Annotated in this window: 17 protein-coding genes and 1 CRISPR repeat array; of the genes, 3 read left to right on the forward strand and 14 right to left on the reverse strand. The window is 70.5% G+C overall.

The window, feature by feature from the left end:
* Positions 1–42 precede the first annotated feature (42 nt).
* From ADX84_RS06375 to ADX84_RS06435, 12 genes are all read right to left on the reverse strand, one after another.
* Positions 43–321: an ASCH domain-containing protein gene (locus tag ADX84_RS06375; RefSeq protein ID WP_049568980.1), complete on the reverse strand. Its 279-nt coding sequence runs from the start codon at positions 319–321 to the stop codon at positions 43–45.
* Between the two features lie 12 nt (positions 322–333).
* Positions 334–1,707 (reverse strand): Vps62-related protein, encoded by a 1,374-nt coding sequence (locus tag ADX84_RS06380; RefSeq protein WP_049568983.1) that lies wholly within the window; start codon positions 1,705–1,707, stop codon positions 334–336.
* A gap of 1,078 nt (positions 1,708–2,785) precedes the next feature.
* A CRISPR array of direct repeats spans positions 2,786–4,217; the repeat unit is 29 nt; unit sequence CGGTCCATCCCCGCGTGCGCGGGGCTCAC.
* 134 nt (positions 4,218–4,351) lie between these two features.
* Positions 4,352–4,729 carry a hydroxyphenylacetyl-CoA thioesterase PaaI gene (gene paaI, locus ADX84_RS06390; RefSeq protein ID WP_049569053.1) on the reverse strand — a complete coding sequence of 126 codons (378 nt, stop codon included), beginning with the start codon at positions 4,727–4,729 and terminating at the stop codon, positions 4,352–4,354.
* Between the two features lie 41 nt (positions 4,730–4,770).
* A complete protein-coding gene (gene paaE / locus ADX84_RS06395) occupies positions 4,771–5,874 on the reverse strand; it encodes a 1,2-phenylacetyl-CoA epoxidase subunit PaaE (RefSeq protein WP_049568989.1) in 1,104 nt (367 codons plus the stop codon).
* A 2-nt stretch (positions 5,875–5,876) separates the two neighbouring features.
* Positions 5,877–6,392 (reverse strand): 1,2-phenylacetyl-CoA epoxidase subunit PaaD, encoded by a 516-nt coding sequence (gene paaD / locus ADX84_RS06400; protein ID WP_049568992.1) that lies wholly within the window; start codon positions 6,390–6,392, stop codon positions 5,877–5,879.
* Positions 6,386–7,264, reverse strand: coding sequence for a 1,2-phenylacetyl-CoA epoxidase subunit PaaC (gene paaC / locus ADX84_RS06405; RefSeq protein ID WP_049568994.1), 879 nt, complete (start codon positions 7,262–7,264; stop codon positions 6,386–6,388). Before paaC ends, paaD begins: the two co-directional genes overlap by 7 nt.
* 36 nt (positions 7,265–7,300) lie before the next feature.
* Positions 7,301–7,612: a 1,2-phenylacetyl-CoA epoxidase subunit PaaB gene (gene paaB / locus ADX84_RS06410; RefSeq protein ID WP_049568999.1), complete on the reverse strand. Its 312-nt coding sequence runs from the start codon at positions 7,610–7,612 to the stop codon at positions 7,301–7,303.
* Positions 7,609–8,574, reverse strand: a complete 966-nt coding sequence (gene paaA / locus ADX84_RS06415) for a 1,2-phenylacetyl-CoA epoxidase subunit PaaA (protein ID WP_049569002.1) — start codon at positions 8,572–8,574, stop codon at positions 7,609–7,611. Before paaA ends, paaB begins: the two co-directional genes overlap by 4 nt.
* 169 nt (positions 8,575–8,743) lie before the next feature.
* Positions 8,744–9,532, reverse strand: coding sequence for an enoyl-CoA hydratase/isomerase family protein (locus tag ADX84_RS06420; protein ID WP_049569005.1), 789 nt, complete (start codon positions 9,530–9,532; stop codon positions 8,744–8,746).
* Complete coding sequence (locus tag ADX84_RS06425; protein WP_049569007.1) at positions 9,529–10,413, reverse strand: 3-hydroxyacyl-CoA dehydrogenase family protein; 885 nt, start codon at positions 10,411–10,413, stop codon at positions 9,529–9,531. Before ADX84_RS06425 ends, ADX84_RS06420 begins: the two co-directional genes overlap by 4 nt.
* On the reverse strand, positions 10,410–11,147 hold the full coding sequence (locus ADX84_RS06430; RefSeq protein WP_049569055.1) for an enoyl-CoA hydratase/isomerase family protein: 738 nt from the start codon (positions 11,145–11,147) through the stop codon (positions 10,410–10,412). The genes ADX84_RS06425 and ADX84_RS06430 overlap by 4 nt, the downstream gene beginning before the upstream one ends.
* 71 nt (positions 11,148–11,218) lie before the next feature.
* Positions 11,219–12,454, reverse strand: coding sequence for a thiolase family protein (locus ADX84_RS06435; protein WP_049569009.1), 1,236 nt, complete (start codon positions 12,452–12,454; stop codon positions 11,219–11,221).
* 289 nt (positions 12,455–12,743) lie between these two features.
* Here ADX84_RS06435 and paaK point away from each other — a divergent pair, with 289 nt between their 5' ends.
* The gene (paaK, locus tag ADX84_RS06440; protein ID WP_049569011.1) at positions 12,744–14,102 is read left to right on the forward strand and encodes a phenylacetate--CoA ligase PaaK; all 1,359 of its coding nucleotides are present in this window, start codon (positions 12,744–12,746) and stop codon (positions 14,100–14,102) included.
* A 434-nt stretch (positions 14,103–14,536) separates the two neighbouring features.
* On the opposite strand, the gene ADX84_RS06445 is transcribed toward paaK, so the two are convergent.
* Entirely contained in the window at positions 14,537–15,310 is a 774-nt protein-coding gene (locus tag ADX84_RS06445; protein WP_049569013.1) for a helix-turn-helix transcriptional regulator, read from the reverse strand.
* Between the two features lie 87 nt (positions 15,311–15,397).
* Here ADX84_RS06445 and ADX84_RS06450 point away from each other — a divergent pair, with 87 nt between their 5' ends.
* Positions 15,398–16,201 (forward strand): sulfite exporter TauE/SafE family protein, encoded by an 804-nt coding sequence (locus tag ADX84_RS06450; RefSeq protein WP_049569058.1) that lies wholly within the window; start codon positions 15,398–15,400, stop codon positions 16,199–16,201.
* 720 nt (positions 16,202–16,921) lie between these two features.
* Here the strand turns inward: ADX84_RS06450 and ADX84_RS06455 are convergent.
* Positions 16,922–17,725, reverse strand: coding sequence for an SAM-dependent methyltransferase (locus ADX84_RS06455; RefSeq protein ID WP_049569021.1), 804 nt, complete (start codon positions 17,723–17,725; stop codon positions 16,922–16,924).
* Between the two features lie 250 nt (positions 17,726–17,975).
* Here ADX84_RS06455 and ADX84_RS06460 point away from each other — a divergent pair, with 250 nt between their 5' ends.
* The gene (locus tag ADX84_RS06460) at positions 17,976–18,749 is read left to right on the forward strand and encodes a DNA polymerase beta superfamily protein (protein ID WP_049569024.1); all 774 of its coding nucleotides are present in this window, start codon (positions 17,976–17,978) and stop codon (positions 18,747–18,749) included.
* Positions 18,750–19,182: the final 433 nt, after the last annotated feature.

Consider the following 19,182-nt stretch of genomic DNA (forward strand, 5'->3'; position numbering starts at 1 on the left):
TTCAGTGAGTCGAAGGCCCTCGCGTCGCCCTGGCGAGCGAGCTCAGCAGTTCCGCGCGAGTTCGATGCCGATCGCGACCACACCCAGGGCTTCACGCTCGGGCGGGTAAATCTCCCGGATGTTACGAAGCTGGTCTTCGCGGGACGCGGTCGGATTGACCGACGAGATCGGTTCGTGGTCGAACATCTCATCGAAGTCCGTGTAGCGGGCTACCCGGGTGATCCGCGTGAGCACTTCCTCGTCGCGGCACTTGAACCGCAACAGGTCGCCCTCCTTGAGCCGCTTGCGGGATGAGTCGTTGACCCTGATCTCGGTCGTCAACGTCCCGGGAAGCTAAGCCTTCGTGGAGCGCTTGGAGGCCCCCACACCAGCAGTGGCCTTGCCCACGGTCCCGGGCTTCTTGATGATGCCGACCTGGGTCGGGGCCCCGCCCGTGGTGGTCACGTTCGTGTGCTCCGGGTTGTCCGGGAACTGATCCGCGTGGAAGTTGTCGAAGGAGTAGAAGACCAAAGGCTCCGACACGAGGGTTCCATCGCCACGGACCACCTGGAGCGAGTTGGTCGCCACCCACAGCGCCCCGGCGTGGTTCGCCGGAACATTGATGCTCACGTTGTCAGCACGCGTTTCCAGCTTCTTGGTGGACCTGCTACGCGAGAAGCCCAAGTCCAGACTCAGGGTCGTGGTGACAGAGGCGGTGACCACACCGATGGAGAAGCCGCCAGTTCCCGCATACGAGAACCCGGTGTTGACGCTGAAGGCTTGGGCCTCTTCCTCCTCCACCCCTGTGGTCACCGTGGTGCCGACGTTCTGGGCGGCGTCGGTGGTGTTGTTGAAGAACTTCAGCAGGGTCCAGGATGCCCTGCGCTCCACCCGGTAGAACGGCGAGTTCGCCAGCTTCCACTCGGTGGACCGCTCGTCGTCCTTGACCGCCTCGAAGGGAAGCCACGCGGCGTTCGTGAGCAACTCGGGGGTCATGCCAGCCGGGGAGGTGCGACCTTCCAGCTCCGGCTGCGGTGGCCGGACGTTCTTGTCGGAGGGGACCGGCAGGCACAGCACACGCATCTCAGGCAAATGCTTGGGCTGATCGGTGGACGTGTGGGCGACGTAGGTGTTCGGCGCGATGAGCACGTGGGAGCTGTCAGGGCTGTCGACGTACTTCGGGGGCGCGTTGTTGCGCCACACGCTGACGTCGTGCTTCGTGCCCAGTCCCTGGCCGGTGAAGACGGGTTCGTCCGAAGCCACCGCACGGTAGGTGAGGTCCTCGCGAACGCAGGCCACCGCGTCCAGCGGTGGCTTGTCGTAGGAGTCGTTGGAAGCCGCCAGGCCCATGGCCACGTAGCCCTCAGGCGGGATGGGGCGCCACAGGGAGCACTTGTACCTGGCCCCGGAGCCATTGTCGTCCCAAACCAGCTCGTAGTCGACCGGGTCGGCCAGGGAGGGCTCGGGGCGCGCGGCAGGAACGGTCGGGTTCTGCCTCACACAGATGGCCACGACGTGTTCGTCCACCACATGCACCCCCGCGTGCGGGAGGTTCTTGGAGCCCCACCCCGGGATCGCGACCGTGCCCAGCGCCCGATAGTTGTCCGGGATGTTGGGCTGCCAGAAACCGACCGGCTTCTGGCTTCGCGAGCCGCCGTCGTGCCAGTACTCGGTGAAGTTCTCAACATGGGTAACGAAGAGCTCGCCGAACGACTTCGCGTTCTTCACTCTGCCGCCTTTCTGAAGTAAGCCGGGGGATGTCCTAGTTGAAGAGGGGTCTCCTCCGCTGCTCTTGGCAGCCCTCCTGTCATGACCCCGAGGCACCCACGAAAACCACCAACGACTGATGGGGGCTATTTGGTCGAGCACAAAGCGTGATCGAGTGCTTCATAGTTGATCAATTCGCCAAGGGAAAGGGGCGTCCGTGAGGCTTCGCTGCACAGGACCAGAAGGTCACTCACCCACGATTTGCCAACTACCGTTCACCATCGATGCCCCAGGGTGAATTCCACACGCTGGAGATGACCACGGGACGGACTGGGCGCTCAGACAACAGCGCGAGCGGCCCGGCGCCCTAGGGGTGCCGGGCCGCACTCGGCTCAGCACTTCCCTCGGCTCAGCACTTCCCGGAGTTCAGCGTCTTCTGTAACTCTCTGGTCGTCTCGGACCTGGGCTCCCGGGCCAGGCAGTCCGTCGACTGCGGACCCGGTCCTTGTAGTGGATCACCGGCCCATCCCCACGTGCGCGGGTCTCACCTCGACCTGGCCGAAGCCACGTGGGGGCGGTCCATCCCCGCGTGCGCGGGGCTCACGGCGACCTGTTGGGGGTCATGGGGGTGAACCTTTCTTCAAAACCTGACTGACCAGATCGGGCCAAAGGGATGACATGGAAATACAGGAATGAAATTCTTCGGTGGCCCGTCTTCCAACGACAGGACCGTCTTGAAGTTTCACAATTTTGTCCTCATACGGGCGCTGCTCTTGTGGTTCATCACCATTTGGATGCTGCTGGCCCCACCCCCTCAACCCGCCATCGTGCTGGAAACGCCTCGCCCTGATTGCCCATCCACGAACCTCTACACGTACCGAGAGGGGGTGGCCTTGGTCCAGGATGAGATATGCATGAACGCGCGGGCCCGGTCCATGGTGATGGCGCTGATCCCGCTGACTGCTTCCGTGCCGCTCTGGGCGCTCTGGGCGCGATATGCAGCGAGTCCTACCAAGTCGGATCTGAAGGCGGACCGAGACAAGCCAGTGCTGTAACGCCACCCTCACCACGCGGCGGCCTGCTGGGGCATGGGGGTGGTCGGTCCATCCCCGCGTGCGCGGGGCTCACGCCTGCGGAGGCCGGGGCGGCCTCTGGTGGTCCGGTCCATCCCCGCGTGCGCGGGGCTCACGTCCGGGCGCCCTCTGATTATCTTTGTGGATTGGGTCCATCCCCGCGTGCGCTGGGCTCACTGGGTGTTACTCCCCCTACCTCCTGGAGGACCCGGTCCATCCCCGCGTGCGCGGGGCTCACAGGCAGCGGCGGAGGGGCCGCCTCCTCCTGCCCGGTCCATCCCCGCGTGCGCGGGGCTCACGATCCGGGGAATCGGGCCTGCGAAGCAGGCGCCGGTCCATCCCCGCGTGCGCGGGGCTCACATCACGAATGGTTCTGGGCCGCTTTCGAGTTCCGGTCCATCCCCGCGTGCGCGGGGCTCACGGCGAGCGGTCCCCACGTCATCCTGAATGGAACGGTCCATCCCCGCGTGCGCGGGGCTCACCGTGTGCAGGGCTCGGCCTACTGCTCGTCCGCCGGTCCATCCCCGCGTGCGCGGGGCTCACGACCCAGGCGGCCATGTGGGTGCGGCGTGCGCCGGTCCATCCCCGCGTGCGCGGGGCTCACGGAGTGACATGGACTACCACTGGATTCTCACTCGGTCCATCCCCGCGTGCGCGGGGCTCACGGATTGACGTACCGGCTCTCCAGCTCGCGGACGGTCCATCCCCGCGTGCGCGGGGCTCACCGGCTCTGCCATCGGGTCGACACGATCGAGGACGGTCCATCCCCGCGTGCGCGGGGCTCACACCGACGAGGGCAACTCGGTCGTGGCCGCTGCCGGTCCATCCCCGCGTGCGCGGGGCTCACCCATCACCGCGCTCACCACCACCGGCTGAGCCCGGTCCATCCCCGCGTGCGCGGGGCTCACGCTGGAGCTGGGCACCTACGAGGACGGTCTCCCGGTCCATCCCCGCGTGCGCGGGGCTCACGACGTCGGGGGGCTCGCCGTGGCTGACCTCGTCGGTCCATCCCCGCGTGCGCGGGGCTCACCACGGTCACCGTGGCCAGCTGGTCACGGACGGCGGTCCATCCCCGCGTGCGCGGGGCTCACCGGGGCACGAGCTTCGACGTCTTGACACGCGTCGGTCCATCCCCGCGTGCGCGGGGCTCACAGGAACTGAACATGACTCGGAGTGTGCACGATCGGTCCATCCCCGCGTGCGCGGGGCTCACCGAACCGCTGGCGCAGCAGCGATCCCGAGATCCGGTCCATCCCCGCGTGCGCGGGGCTCACGGCGGCCCAGGGGTTCGTGTTCATGGCGGGGTCGGTCCATCCCCGCGTGCGCGGGGCTCACCCCTGGAGTCATCTGGAGTGGATCTGGAGTGGCGGTCCATCCCCGCGTGCGCGGGGCTCACGACGGGGCGGAAGGGGCTGGGTGGGTAGAGCATCGGTCCATCCCCGCGTGCGCGGGGCTCACGCTTAATGAACCTGCGACAACGCGGGCCGTTATCTCCGCTTGACCTTCACAGCCGCACATCTAATGCACATGATGTCAGAGGCCGGGGCCCTGGGACCCTCAGTCCCTAGCCCCAAACCCCGGCCCCCACACCATCAACTCCTCTGCGGAAGACTCCGGCTTCGACCCCGGAACTCCGCGACAACCTGGTCACCCCGACGGACCGTGACGTCGTAGACGCCGCTGCGCCCGAACCGAACCCTCTCCTCGGCGGTCGCCACCAGCAGGTCCCCCTCCCTGGTGGGGGCCACGAAGGTCACGTCCGCGCCCGAAGCCACCGTGACGTCGCCGCCGTCCAGGTTGCACGCGCAGGCGAAGGCGGTGTCAGCCAGCGCGAACACGAACCCGCCGTGGGTGATGTCGTAGCCGTTGAGCATCAGGGGCCCCACGACCATCTCCACCACCGCGTACCCGTCGCGGGCCTCGACCAGGCGCATCCCCAGTCCCTTGGAAGCCCGGTCGGCCTCGAACATCCGCCACGCGGTCTCGTTGCGTCCCTCGGACGCGGCACCGCTCACGAGTCGAAGTCCACGGTGACGGTGTCGGTCTGTGGCAACGACTGACACGCCAGCGCGTACCCGGCCTCAACCTCGGCGGGGGTGAGCGCGTAGTTGCGGCGCATCTTCACCTCACCGTCACAGACCTTCACCCGGCAGGTACCGCACACCCCGCCCTTGCAGGCGAACGGCAGGTCGGGACGGTAGCGCTGCGCGGAGTCCAGCACCGGCACACCCTGGGGCAGTGTCAGAGTGGTCGTGCGGCCATCCAGCACGACGGTGACCTCGCTGGCCGGACCCTCGACCTCGGGCTCCTCGTGGCGCGCCTGGGGCGGCGGCTCCGCCCCCTCGACGAAGAACAGCTCCTGGTGGACCCGCTCCCCCTCCACACCGTGCCGGGCGAGGACCTCCTGCGCGTCGGTGACCATGCCGTAGGGCCCGCACAGCCACCAGTGGTCGACCGCGTCGGCGGCGATGATGGTGGACAGCAGCGCGTCCAGCTTCGCGCCGTCCAACCGGCCGGTGAACAACTCGGATTCACGGGGCTCGCGGGAGAGCACGTGGACGAGCTCGAACCGGGGCCCGAACGCGTCCTTGAGGTCGGCGATCTCGTCGGCGAACATCACCGTGTCGCTGCGGCGGTTCCCGTACAGGAGGGTGACGTGCGAGTCCGTGCGGCGCAGCAGGGACGCCGCCATGGACAGGACCGGCGTGATCCCCGAACCGGCTGCCACGAGCACGTGGCGCGCGGCCTGGCTGAGGTCGGGGCTGAACCGGCCAGTGGGCACGCCCACCTCGATCTCGAAGCCCGGCTCGACCTCACGGACCAGCCAGCTGGAGAAAAGTCCTCCGGCGACCAGGCGTACCCCAACGCGGGGCGCCTCCCCCACGGCGGAGCAGATGGAGTAGCTGCGCCGCTCCTCCACGCCGTCGACCTGGCGGCGCAGGGTCAGCGACTGGCCGGGCGCGAAGGCGAACTCCTCGGTCAGGTGATCGGGGACGTCGAAGGTGACCGCGACGGCGTCGTCGCACAGGCGCTCGACGGCGGCCACGCGCAGCCGGTGGAACGCGGCGCGGCCGCGCACCGGGGCCCCGGCGGTCTCGGTGACGGGTGTGGACACGGTCAGATCTCCTTGACGTGCTCGAACGGTTCGAGGCAGGACCGGCAGCGGTGCAAAGACTTGCAGGAAGTGGAGCCGAACCGGGACAGTTCCTCGGTGTCGGCCGCACGGCACAGCGGGCAGCGCGGCACGGTGCGGGTGGGCATCAGGGTGAGCGGAACGGGCCCCGCCTGCCGCTTGGGCGCACCGCCGGGGGGTGAGATGCCGTGCTCGGTGAGCTTGCGTCGGCCCTCGTCGGTGATCCAGTCGGTGGTCCAGGCCGGGGAGAGCGCGGTGCGCACCTCGACCCGGTCGAACCCGGCGGCGCGGACGGCGCGGTCCACGTCCACCCTCATCTCCGCAAGCGCGGGGCACCCGGAGTAGGTGGGCGTGATCCACACGGCGGCGGTGCCGTCCTCCTCCACGGTGGCCTCGCGCAGGATGCCGAGGTCGGCGAGGGTGAGCATGGGCAGTTCGGGGTCGGTGACCGCGGCGGCCGCATCCCAGAGGAGCTGCCTGGTGTCCGTGGTGGTTACCATGTCGCCTCCGGGTGCTCCCGGGCCACGCTCTGGAGCTCCTCCAGCAGCGGGGCGAGGTGTTCGGTGTGCTCGCCGTCGCGTCCGGCGACCACCGGTCGGGGGAAGGCTTCGGGTGCGGGCAGGGTGGCGGCGGTCAGCACCTGGGTGAGGACGTCGTGGACCTCGTCGCGCACGGAGGCCGGGTCCACGGCCACACCCTGGGCGGCCAGCGCCGCTTCGAGGGGGTGGGTGGCGAGGAGTTCGCCGGTGAGCGGCCACACGTCGGCGATCGCTGCGCCCATGCGTTCGTGGGAGTAGGGAGTCCCGTCGCCCAGGCGCAGGGTCCAGGCCACGGCGTACTCGCGGTGGTAGGCCAGCTCGTTCACGCCCTTGGCGGCGATCGCGGCCACCACCGGGTCGGCGCTGTCGGCGAGCCGGGTGAACAGGGCCAGCCGCCAGGAGGAGAGGACGAGCAGCGTGGCGATCGCGTGGGCGAAGTCGCCGCGCGGGGCCTCGGTGAGGCGCACGTTGCGGAACTGCGCGGGGTCCCGGTGGTAGGCGAAGGCGTCCTCATCACGGCCGGTGCCGTCGGCCTGTCCGGCGCGGGCCAGCAGGAGCCGGGCCTGGCCGAGCAGGTCCAGGGCGATGTTGGCCAGGGCCACCTCCTCCTCCAGTTCGGGGGCGTCGGTCACCCACTGGACCAGGCGCTGTGACTGGACGAGCGCGTCGTCGCCGAGCATCTGGCAGTAGACCGCCAGGTCCGCACCGTCGACCCCGGCGGGCAGGGTGGTGTCCACGCCCGCGAGCGCCTCGGTGAAGCCGGTCCCGAAGGCCCAGCGGGCGTCGCCGTCGTGCTCCTCGGTGAGTCCGGTGAAAATGTTCTCGCCACTCATGCTTGTCCTTGAAGAGTCGTGCCGACCGTGGTCCCCCTAGATGTGCGGGACGTCCTCGGGGATGGGGTAGAAGGTCGGGTGGCGGTAGACCTTGTCACCGCTGGGCTCGAAGTAGGGGTCCTTCTCGTCCGGGCTGGAGGCCGTGACGTCCTCGGCGAGCACCACCCAGATGCTCACCCCCTCGTTGCGGCGGGTGTAGAGGTTGCGGGCGTTGTGCAGCGCCATGGTCGCGTCGGGGGCGTGCAGCGATCCCACGTGCACGTGGTTGAGGCCGCGCTTGCCGCGGACGAACACCTCGTAGAGGGGCCACTCGGGGCGAGCCGGGGTGGCGTCGTCGTTCCTGCTCATACCGTGGCCTCCTGCTGCTTCCTGGCGTAGGCGGTGGCGGCCTCGCGGACCCACGCGCCCTTCTCGTGCGCGGCGCGCCTGCGGGAGACGCGCTCGGCGTTCTTGGGGCCGTTGCCCTTGATGACCCGCTTGAGCTCGTCCCAGTCCGGGGTACCGAAGTCGTGCTGGCCCCGTTCGGCGTTCCAGACCAGCTCGGGGTCGGGCAGGGTGACTCCGAGCTTCTCGGCCTGGGGAACGGTCATGTCGACGAAGCGCTGGCGCAGGTCGTCGTTGGTGTCGATCTTGATGCCCCAGGTCATGGACTGCTGCGTGTTGGGCGATTCGGCGTCGGGCGGGCCGAACATCATCAGGGACGGCCACCACCAGCGGTCGACGGCGTCCTGGACCATCCGGCGCTGGCCCTCGGTGCCCTCCATCATGCGCATGAGGAGTTCGTAGCCCTGCCGCTGGTGGAAGGACTCCTCCTTGCAGATGCGCACCATGGCGCGGGCGTAGGGGCCGAAGGAGGTGCGGCAGAGCGGGACCTGGTTGCAGATCGCGGCGCCGTCCACCAGCCAGCCGATCACGCCCACGTCGGCGTAGCTCAGCGAGGGGTAGTTGAAGATCGAGGAGTACTTCTGGCGGCCCTCGATGAGCCGCTCGGTGAGGTCGTTGCGGTCGACTCCGAGGGTCTCGGCGGCCGCGTACAGGTAGAGGCCGTGCCCGGCCTCGTCCTGGACCTTGGCCAGGAGGATGGCCTTGCGGCGCAGGCTGGGCGCGGAGGCGATCCAGTCGCCCTCGGGCTGCATGCCGATGATCTCGGAGTGGGCGTGCTGGGAGACCTGGCGGACGAGGGTCCTCCGGTAGGCCTCGGGCATCCAGTCACGCGGCTCGACGCGCTGGTTGGCGGCGATGCGGGCGTCGAACTCCACCTGGAGTGCCTCGTCCGCGCCGGGGGGCGCTTCCTGGGCCGTGGTCGGCATTGATCAATCCCCATTCATAACCGAACGTTCGGTCAGTAATTAGTATCCCCGGATTCGGGGGTCCGACGCAAGTCCCCGGACCCCCGAATCGGGGCTGGTCACCTTGTTCGCGCAGGCCCTCGCCCCGGCACGACACGTGTTCCGGCGCCGGACGGCGGAACCGGACCCGTCACCGGCCGGTGAACGTGGGCTTCTGCTTGTTCAGGAAGGACGAGACCGCACCGACGTGGTCGGCGGTCACCCCGAGCTGGTTCTGGAGGTCGGCCTCCTCCTCCAGCAGTTCGGGCAGGTCGCTCTGACCATCGGCGGCCGAGCGCACCTCGCGCTTGGCCGCCACGAACGCCGCCGTGGGCCCCGAGGCCAGCTGCGCGGCCACCTCGCGGGCGCGCGCCTCCCAGTCCTCGTCGGCCACGACCTCAGTGACCAGGCCCAGCTCCTGGGCGCGCTCGGCACCGAACACCGTGCCCAGCAGCATCAGTTCCATCGCACGGGCCTGGCCCAGCGAGCGGACCAGCCGGAGGGCCAGACCGGAGTCCGAGGCCAGGCCGATCCCGGTGAACGCGGTGCCGAACTTGGCCCTGCCCGCCGCCACGCGCACGTCACCGGCGAGGGCGAACCCCAGCCCGGCTCCCACGCAGGCACCGCCGATCCCGACCACCACGGGCACCTGGATGCTCTCCAGCGCCAGCACGATCCGGTTGTAGTGCTCGCGCACCGTGGTCAGCGCCTGGTCCGGGGTCTCCTCCAGGATCCGCGCGTGCTCGGCCAGGTCCTGGCCCAGGCAGAACGCCCGGTCCGACCCCAGGAACAGCACCGCCCGCGCGGTGGTGGACTCCGCCGCCCGGGTCACCGCCTCCAGCAGCTCCTCCTTGGCCTTCCGGGTCAGCCCCGGACGGTGCAGCCTGATGGTGGCGAGCCCGTCGACCTCGCCGAACTCCGCGGCCCTGTCCTCACTCACGCCTTGTCTCCCTTGTCCCAGAGGTGGAATCCCTCGCCGCTCTTGCGGCCGAGCCTGCCCTCGGCGACCTTACGGCGCAGGAGCTCGGGGGGCGAGAACCGGTCCCCCAGTTCGCTCGCCAGGTGCTCGGCGATGGCCAGGCGCACGTCGAGTCCGACCAGGTCGGTGAGCTTGAGCGGGCCCATGGGGTGGCGGTAGCCGAGCTCCATGGCGGTGTCGATGTCGGCGGGCGAGGCCACACCCTCCTCGACCATGCGGATGGCCTCCAGGCCCAGCATCACGCCGAGGCGGCTGGTGGCGAACCCGGGGGCGTCCCGGACCACGATCTCCGTCTTGCCAAGGGCCCCGACCCAGCCGCGCACCGTCTCCAGCACGGCGGGGTCGGTCTCCGGCGCGGTCACGATCTCCACGAGCTTGGAGGCGGGGACCGGGTTGAAGAAGTGCGTGCCCAGGAACCGACCGGGGCGCTTGAGCGCGGCGGCCAGCTCGGTGACCGACAGCGAGCTGGTGTTGGAGGCCAGCACGGTGTCCTCGCCGACGGCGGCCTCCGCCGCGGTGAGCACGGCGATCTTGAGCGCGGGCTTCTCCGGGACGGCCTCGACGACCAGCCCGGTGTCGCCCGGGAGGTCCGAGGCGTCGGTGACGGTGCTCATGCGGGCCAGGTAGGCGGCGGGCTCGGCGTCGATCTTGCCGCGTTCACGGGCCTTGTCCAGCCCGGCGCGGACCCGCCCCAGCCCCGCCTCGGCGGCCTCGGCGGTGGCCTCGACCAGCACCGCGCTCGCCCCGGCCATGAGGAACTGCTGGACGATTCCGGCGCCCATGGTGCCGCCGCCGATGACGGCGACGGTGTCGGGCACGCCCTGCGGGGTGATCTCGCTCAACGCTTCTTCCTCTCCAGGAAACGGGTCATGCGGTCGTGCTTGTCGGCGCTCTCGAACAGCACTGCCTGCGTGAGGTCGTCGGCCAGGGGGTGCACGCCCTCGGCATCCAGCACCAGCTTGGTCATCCGCAGCGCCATGGCCGAGGAGGCCGCCATCCGGTCGACCAGGGCGTGCGCTCGCTCGCGCAGCTCCTCGGAGGGGACGATCTCGGCGACCAGGCCGTGGCGCAGCGCGGCCTCGGCGTCCAGACGGAACCCGCCCAGCAGCACCTGCTTGGCCACCGAGGCACCGACGAGCTCCTTCAGGCGCCAGCAGGCACCCGCTCCGGCGATGATGCCCAGACCCGGTTCGGGCTGGGCGAACACGGCGGTGGGGGTGGCGATCCGGATGTCGCAGGCGTAGGACAGCTCGGCGCCGCCGCCCAGGGCGAAACCGTCGACGGCGGCCACGGTGGGGGCCTGGAGCCGGTGCAGGCGTTCGAACAGGCGGCTGTTGATCTCGGCCAGTGCCTCCTCACGGCCGCGTTCGCGCAGTTCGGAGATGTCGGCCCCGCCCGCGAACACGGTGCCGTGGCCGGTCAGGAGCAGGGGTCGGAGGTCGGCCTCGATCCGGGCGCACACCTCGTGCAGCTCGGCGATCATCCGTCCGTTGATGGCGTTACGGGCCTCGGGGCGGTGCAGCTCGACCACCACGCGGTCCTCGCGCCAGTCGACGCGCAGGGTCTCGAAGTCCATGGGCTGGCCGTTCTCGTTCGGGGGCTGGGGGCTGCCGGTCGGCTCCGGGCCAGGCCGGTCGGGGTTCGGGGTCACGGGCGCTCCACCAGCAGCGCGGTCCCCTGCCCCACGCCCACGCACAGGGTGGCCAGGCCGCGCCGGGCGTCCTCACGCTCCATGCGGTTCATGAGCGTGACCACCAGTCGGGCACCGGAGGAGCCGAGCGGATGCCCGAGCGCGATCGCGCCGCCATCGGCGTTCACCCGGGACTCGTCGAGGTCCAGCTGGCGCATCACCCCGAGGGACTGGGCGGCGAAGGCCTCGTTGAGCTCGACCGCGCCCACCTCGTCGAGCGCCCATCCGGCCCGGCCCAGGACCTTGCGGGTGGCCGGAACCGGACCGAGCCCCATGACCTGCGGGTCCACCCCGGCCGAGGCGGAGGCGACGACGCGGGCACGCGGGGTCAGGCCGTACCGGCGCACGGCCTCGGCGCTGGCCAGGACCAGCGCGGAGGCGCCGTCGGAGAGCGAGGAGGAGTTGCCCGCAGTGACGATGCCGCCCTGTCGGAAGACCGGGCGGAGCTTGGCCAGGCTCTCCATGTTGGAGCCGGGGCGGGGCCCCTCGTCCTCGGTGACCTCGTGGGTCTGACCCTTGCGGCCGTGCACGGTGACGGGGACGATCTCGTTCGCGAACCGGCCCGCCTGGGCGGCTGACACGGCCCGCTCGTGGCTGCGCAGGGCGAAGGCGTCGCACTCCTCGCGGGTGAGGCCCTCCAGTGTGGCGACCTCCTCGGCGGTCTCCCCCATCGACAGCGTGTAGCGCAGATCCTCGGGGGTGGCCTCCGATGCGACCTCGGCGTCGGCGGCCGCGAAGCGGGGGTTGGTGAAGCGCCAGCCCAGGGAGGTGTCGGCGACCTCGCCCGGCTTGGCCCAGGGGGTGCCGGGCTTGGCCATCACCCAGGGGGCGCGGGTCATTGACTCCACGCCACCGGCGACCACGAGGTCGGCCTCGCCCGCACGGATCGCCTGAGCGGCCGAGGCGACGGCGGTCAGCCCGCTGGCGCACAGGCGGTTGACCGTGTAGCCGGGGACCGTGGAGGGCAGCCCGGCCAGCAGGACCGCCATCCGGGCGACGTTGCGGTTGTCCTCACCGGCCTGGTTGGCGGCACCGAGGATCACCTCGTCCACGTCCTCGCCCGGGACCCCGGCACGGCGGACCGCCTCGGCCACCACCCGGGCGGCGAGGTCGTCGGGGCGAACGGCCGCGAGGGCGCCCCCGTAACGGCCCTGAGGGGTGCGCACCCCGTCGACCACGTAGACGTCGCTCACGAACGGCCTCCCTTGTTGACTGCGGTGGCGTGTGCCACCGTCCTGTGTGAACTCTTCAACACGTCTCCTTGACACAGCCACGCGGAGACTGAATAAATGCATTAGTAACCGAACGTTCGGTCAGTAAGCAAGTCGGTCCCCTCCGCGGACCGACGAAGACCCACCTCAGCGCGGTTGGACCGCCAGAAAGTGTGCCGCGGCTTCGCACGGCGGGCCCCGCCCCCTCCTCAGGGACGGCCGACCGAGCCCGGCCCGGCGGAAACACCGTGCACAGTACCCGGAGAGGCCCATGGCAAGCCAGGACACCACCACGCAGTCGGCCGGCACCGCTCTCCAGAGGCGCCTCGGGCGGGCCCCGGCGCCCGAGTCGCTGGACGCCGCCGAGCGCATGAGTGTCGACGAGCTGCGCTCCCTCCAGTTCGAGCGTCTGCGCTGGACGCTGGAGCACGCCTACACGAACGTGCCCCTGTACCGGCGCAAGTTCGACGAGGCCGGGGTGCGCCCGGAGGACCTCAGGTCGCTGGAGGACATCGCCCTCTTCCCGCACACCACCAAGGCCGACCTGCGCGACAACTACCCGTTCGGGATGTTCGCGGTGCCACAGGAGCAGGTCAGCCGCATCCACGCCTCCAGTGGCACCACCGGCAAGCCCACCGTGGTCGGCTACACGCGCGAGGACATCGACACCTGGGCCACCGTCGTGGCGCGCTCGATCCGCGCCGCCGGCGGACGCCCCGGCCACAAGGTCCACGTCTCCTACGGCTACGGCCTGTTCACCGGCGGGCTCGGCGCCCACTACGGCGCGGAGAAGCTGGGCTGCACCGTCATCCCCGCGTCCGGCGGCCAGACCGCCAAGCAGGTCCAGCTGATCCAGGACTTCCGGCCCGAGATCATCATGATCACCCCGAGCTACATGCTGACCCTGCTCGACGAGTTCGAGCGCCAGGGCATCGACCCGCGCACGACCTCGCTCAAGGTGGGGATCTTCGGCGCCGAGCCGTGGACCGAGCGGATGCGCCTGGAGATCGAGGAGCGCTTCGACATCAACGCCGTGGACATCTACGGCCTCTCCGAGGTGATGGGCCCGGGCGTGGCCAACGAGTGTGTGGAGACCAAGGACGGCCTGCACGTGTGGGAGGACCACTTCTTCCCCGAGGTGCTCGACCCCGTCACCCAGGACGTGCTACCGGATGGGGAGAACGGCGAGCTGGTCTTCACCTCGCTCACCAAGCAGGCCATGCCGATCATCCGCTACCGCACCCGCGACCTGACCACACTGCGCCCGGGCACCGCCCGCCCGATGCGACGCATGGACAAGATCACCGGCCGCAGCGACGACATGATCATCCTGCGCGGGGTCAACGTCTTCCCGACCCAGATCGAGGAGATCGTGCTGGGTCTGGACGGACTCGCCCCGCACTTCCAGTTGGTGCTCACCAAGGAGGGTCGCCTGGACCGCATGTCCGTGCGCGTCGAGGCCGCGCCGGACTGCACCACCGACCGGCGCACCACCCTGAGCCGGGAGATCACCGCGACGATCAAGGACCGCGTCGGTGTGAGCGTCACCGTGGACGTGGTCGACCCCGAGCAGATCGAGCGTTCGGTGGGCAAGTTCCGCCGCATCATCGACCAGCGCCCCAGGGAGTAGCGGCCTCGCCCCGCGCCGGGCTCCCGGCGCGGGGCCGCAGGCTGCGGAGCTGCGGAGCTCCGGAGCAGCGGAGCAGCGGCGAGCCTGGCCCCTCGGGAATGGCCCCCGTTCCGTTCGGGTGCCAGGTCACGACGCCACGGCCGCGCGGGTGCCGGACCCATCCCCACCGTCCCCGCACGGGTGCCGGACACTCCGAAGTGGATCCCTCGGAACGCTGCCAGTCCAACGTCCCCGCGCGGGTGCCGGACACGACGAACGGCGGCCCGGCTCGCAGTCCCCTCCCCACCGTTCCCGCGCGGGGTACAGGACACCGGCCGGGAAGCTCCGTCGGGCACCCGGAACAGCGGTGCTGCGGGCACCCCCAGCACCCCCAGCACCCCCAGCACCCGACGAGGATGTCGCGCCACTCGATGAGGGGTCCCGTGCCCGGCGGCCTACGGGGTGGCGGCGGAGCGGTAGTCCCGGGGACTGGTCCCCAGCAGGCGCGCGAACACCGCAGAGAACGCCGCCGGGCTGTCGTAGCCGAGATCCGAGGCGACCCGCGCGACCGCCTCGCCCCGAGCCAGCTCGGGAAGGGAACGCAGCACACAGGCCCGCTGCCGCCATCGCGCGAACCCCATCCCGGTCTCCGCCCGGAACAGCCGGTTCACCGTGCGCTCACTCACGTGCAGTCGTCCCGCCCACCGGGCCAGCGGATCGTGGACGCGGGGAGCCTCCAGGAACTCCTCGCACAGGGCGCGCAGCCCCTCGTGGCGCGGCAGGGGCAGGTCCAACGGCAGCGGCGCCAGCCCCCGGAGCTCGTGGAGGAGGAGTTCGACCAGGGCGGCGTCCCGACCGTGGCGTTCGTGTCGGGGCTCGATGTCCACCGCCGCCAACAGCAGCGCGCGCAGCAGCGCGGACACCTCCACCACCTGGCATCGGGCGGGGAACCACGGCACCGCCGACGGTTCCACGTACAGGCTGCGGGTGCTGACCCCCTCCATCGTGACCTCGTGGTCGGTCCCGGCGGGCACGAGCACCGCCCGTTGCGGCGGCACGGTCCACGCGCCGTCGTCGGTCACCACCCGCATCACCCCGGTGGCGCCGTAGAGGAACTGGGCACGCCGGTGCCGGTGCCGGGCCAGCAGGAACCCGGGCGGGTAGTCAGTGCCGATGGCCAGCACCGGTCGGTCGATGTGGTCGACTTCGGACACGGGGACGTTGCGCACGGACCGACGCTATCGTGTCTGTTACACGATCATTCATGTCCTTTCATCGAATGCACGCCAGTCCCACACCTCCCTACCGTGGTGCGGGTGCTCTCCTCGATCCTCGTTCTCCTGGCCCTGGGCTGTCTGACCGGCGTCACCACGGTCGTGTTCGGCTTCGGCGGCGGCTTCGTGACCGTTCCGGTCGTGTACGCCGTCACCCTGGCCCGCGCCGAACCGGGCGTCGATGCCATGGCCGTGGCCGTGGCCACCTCCACGGCGGTCATGGTGGTCAACTCCCTGAGCGCCACCTGGGCCCAGTACCGTGCCGGGCGCCTGCGCCGCGAACACCTGTGGCCCCTGGCCGCCCCCATCGGAATCGGCTCGGCCATCGGGGCGCTGGCCGCCACGATGGCGGGCGGCGCGGTCCAACACGCCCTGTTCGTGGTCTACCTGGCGGTGACCATCGCCGACAGTCTGCTGCGTCGGGGGTTCCTCACCCCGTCGGGGCCCACCCCCCAAGTCCCGCGCCTGGGAGTCACCCGGACAGTGGGGCTGGGCATCGGCGCCGTCACCGGCTTCCTGGGGGTGGGCGGCAGCGTCATGACCGTGCCCCTGCTGCGCCGACGCGGGCTGCCCATGGGTGAGGCCACCGCGATGGCCAACCCGCTCACGGTGCCGGTCGCGCTCGCCGGGACGCTGGTCTACGCGCTGTGGGGAACCGGCGGCGCCGGAGCCGACCAGGGGCACCTGGGTTCGGTGGACCTGGTGGCCGGGGCCCTGTTGCTGGCCGGGTCGCTGCCCACCATCGCGCTGGTCCGCCGCCACGTCGGCCGGATCCCCGACCGCGCGCACGCCGTGTCGTACGTGCTCCTGCTGGCCGTGGTGCTGGTGGTGTTCCTGGTGCTGTGAGGGAACTCCGCGCTCGCGACACCTGTGGCAGGAGTCAGCGCCGTGGGCAGGCGCGACAGGATCACCCCCGAACACCATGCCCGTCGCGGACTGGCTGGCCCCGCACCGCGTGGACGCTGCCCGCTGGGGCGGGAGCGTCGGCTCTGCCGGGATTCGGGGAGCGCTCTCCCGCTCAAGAGTGGAAGGGCGGTCCCCACCCACACTTGCTACGACAGCGCCCATGCACCGTGATCGCGAGTACATACGTGCGCCACCCCTGGAAAGCGGGGGGCTCCCCCGCCCGAGTACATGAAGGCGCTCCCGGGGCGTGGCGCGCGGCCGCGCCGAGACCGCCGCGCAGGTGGGCGGCGGCGAAGCGCAGCACGTCCCCGGCGCTGGCCAGGACGGTGCCGGCCGGGCCCATGAATCGGGGCATCCCCCACACAGGAGCGATCTCCGGGCGGGCAGTCCCCGCACGTGGCCGACCGCCGCACCGTGCAGCATGGCCTCCTCCGGCAGGGTGCGGGTCACGGGTCATTCCCAAGGGGCGAAGGGTACCGCCCTCCACACCGGATCCGACCCGCAGGAGACCCAGCTGGGACCCGGGACCCCGTGGAGTTCGCAGAGGGCGGCCAGCCGCACGCGCCAGTGGTCGGTGTCGATCGGTGCGCGCGGCTGGCTGGTCACCCCCGGGGGGTGAGGCTGGGGCGGATGCCGGTTCGGCCGGGACGGCCGGGGCGGTCAGGCCTTGCGGGCCACGCCGCCGTACTCGGCGACCGGGCGGAGCGTGCCCACCTCGGTCGGCCCCGGCCGCCAGAGCGAGCAGGACACCAGACCCGGCTCCAGCAGCTCCAGGCCGTCGAAGAGCCCCTTGATCTCCGCCGCCGTGCGGATGGTGATCTTGGGGGTGCCCTTCTCGTTCCACGCGGCGGCCACCTGGTGGGCGCGCTCGTGGTCGATGTCGTCGGTGGGATGGGAGACCACCAGGTAGCTGCCGGGGGCGAGCGCGTCCAGCAGCCGGTCCATGATCGAGCGCACCTCGGCGTCGTCGGCCACGAAGTTCACCACGCCCAGCAGCATCAGCGCCACCGGCTGGTCGAGGTCCAGGGTCTTGGCGGCCGTGGCCAGGATGGAGTCCGGGTCGCGCAGGTCGGCGTCGACGTAGTCGGTCACGCCCTGGTCGGTGCCGGTGAGCAGGGCACGGGCGTGGGTGAGCACCAGCGGGTCGTTGTCCACGTAGACCACACGGGCGTCGGGTGCGATCGACTGCGCGACCTCGTGGGTGTTGTTGTGGGTGGGCAGTCCGGTACCGACGTCCAGGAACTGCCGGATCCCTTCCTCCTGTGCCAGGTAGGTGACGGTACGGACGAGGAAGGCACGGTCCGCGATCGCGTTGTCGACGATCTCAGGGAAGAACGAACGGATCTGTTCGCCCATCTCCCGGTCTACGGGGTAGTTGTCCTTGCCGCCCAGCCAGTAGTTCCAGATCCTGGCGTTGTGCGGGACGGTGGTGTCGATCTTGGGTTCGGTGTTCTCGGGGGGCACGGGTCCTGCTCTCCACTGCCGGGCCCGGCCGGTGCCGGGCGGGGTACGGGACCAGCTAAACGGACGCGGGGCGTGCCCGGCAAGAACCATAGGCCCTGGTTTGTAGGGAAATCAGTGTTTTGTTGCCCCGGGTCGCCCCACGCGCCCTCTGAGACGGTCTCGTACGAGCGACGGCCCCCGAAATCCGTTCGTGGTGCCCACCCCGGCCCCGATAGGTTGCGACCACGATCCACCGAACCGGGAGGCTCAGGTGAAGCACTCCAGTGAGGAGTTCGCCCGTATCGCCGCACAGGGCACCGTCCTGCGCTGTCAGGTCGGCTCCGTCGTCCACGGCCTCAACCTCGACGGCCAGAACGACCGCGACGAGATGGGCATCTGCGTCGAGCCGCCCGAGTACGTCGTCGGTCTGCGCGCCTTCGAGCAGTACATCCTCCGCGACCAGGGTGAACACGTCCGCTCGGGCCCCGGCGACCTTGACCTGACCGTCTACTCACTGCGCAAGTGGACCCGCCTGGCCCTGGAGGGCAACCCCACCGTCCTGCTGCCGCTCTTCGTCCCAGAGGACGAGATCACCACCCTCACACCCATCGGCGTCGACCTGCGGGCCAACGGCCACCGCTTCCTGTCCCGCCGCGCGGGAGAGCGCTTCCTGGGCTACCTGCGTGCCCAGCGGGACCGCATGGCCGGCACCCGGGGCGGAAGACACACCAACCGCCCCGAACTGGTGGAGCGGCACGGTTTCGACACCAAGTACGCCTACCACATGGTCCGGCTGGGCCTCCAGGGCGTCGAGCTGATGGAGACCGGCGACATCACCCTGCCCATGCCCGAACCCGACCGGGGTTGGCTGCTGGCCCTGCGCCGGGGAGAGCGCTCCCGTGACGAGGCCCTGGAGCGCGCGGGGGAACTGGAGAACCGTCTGGAGGAGCTGTGCCGGACCTCCCACCTGCCCGAAGGCCCCGACTCCGACTGGGCCGACCGCTGGCTGGTCGGGACCTACCAGCGGTTCTGGAACGAGAGCTGAACCACGCTGGTCAGAGCGGGCACCCGACGCGGCGACCTCGCGACGGCGAGATAGGGTTGTGGACCGAAGAGGTAACATGCCGCGCCCGAAACCACGGGTGTCCCGGTGTGCCGGGCGCCGGGGGAACGGCCCGCGGTGCCCGGGGGACGACACAGTGAAGGAAACACCATGGTCGGAACCGTCGCGTTCGTGCTCATGATCGTCAGCCTGTCCATGATGATCATCTCCGGTCTCATCGCGGCCGTCGTCAAGACCCGCTAGGAGCGGACGCCCCAGCACCGGGTCGACGGGCGCACGTGTGCGCCCGTCACCCGTCTCCTCCGCCCAGCGCGAGAGGAAGGGGGGATGCCAACGTGGCCGCCGCGTGGCAGGGTGAAGGCGGCCCGATCCCAGGGCCGCACCCCCCGCTCCCGAAGGACCCCCATGCTCACCC

Source organism: Nocardiopsis sp. SBT366, from assembly GCF_001083815.1.
In the GTDB taxonomy this organism is placed as follows: Bacteria; Actinomycetota; Actinomycetes; order Streptosporangiales; family Streptosporangiaceae; genus Nocardiopsis; species Nocardiopsis prasina.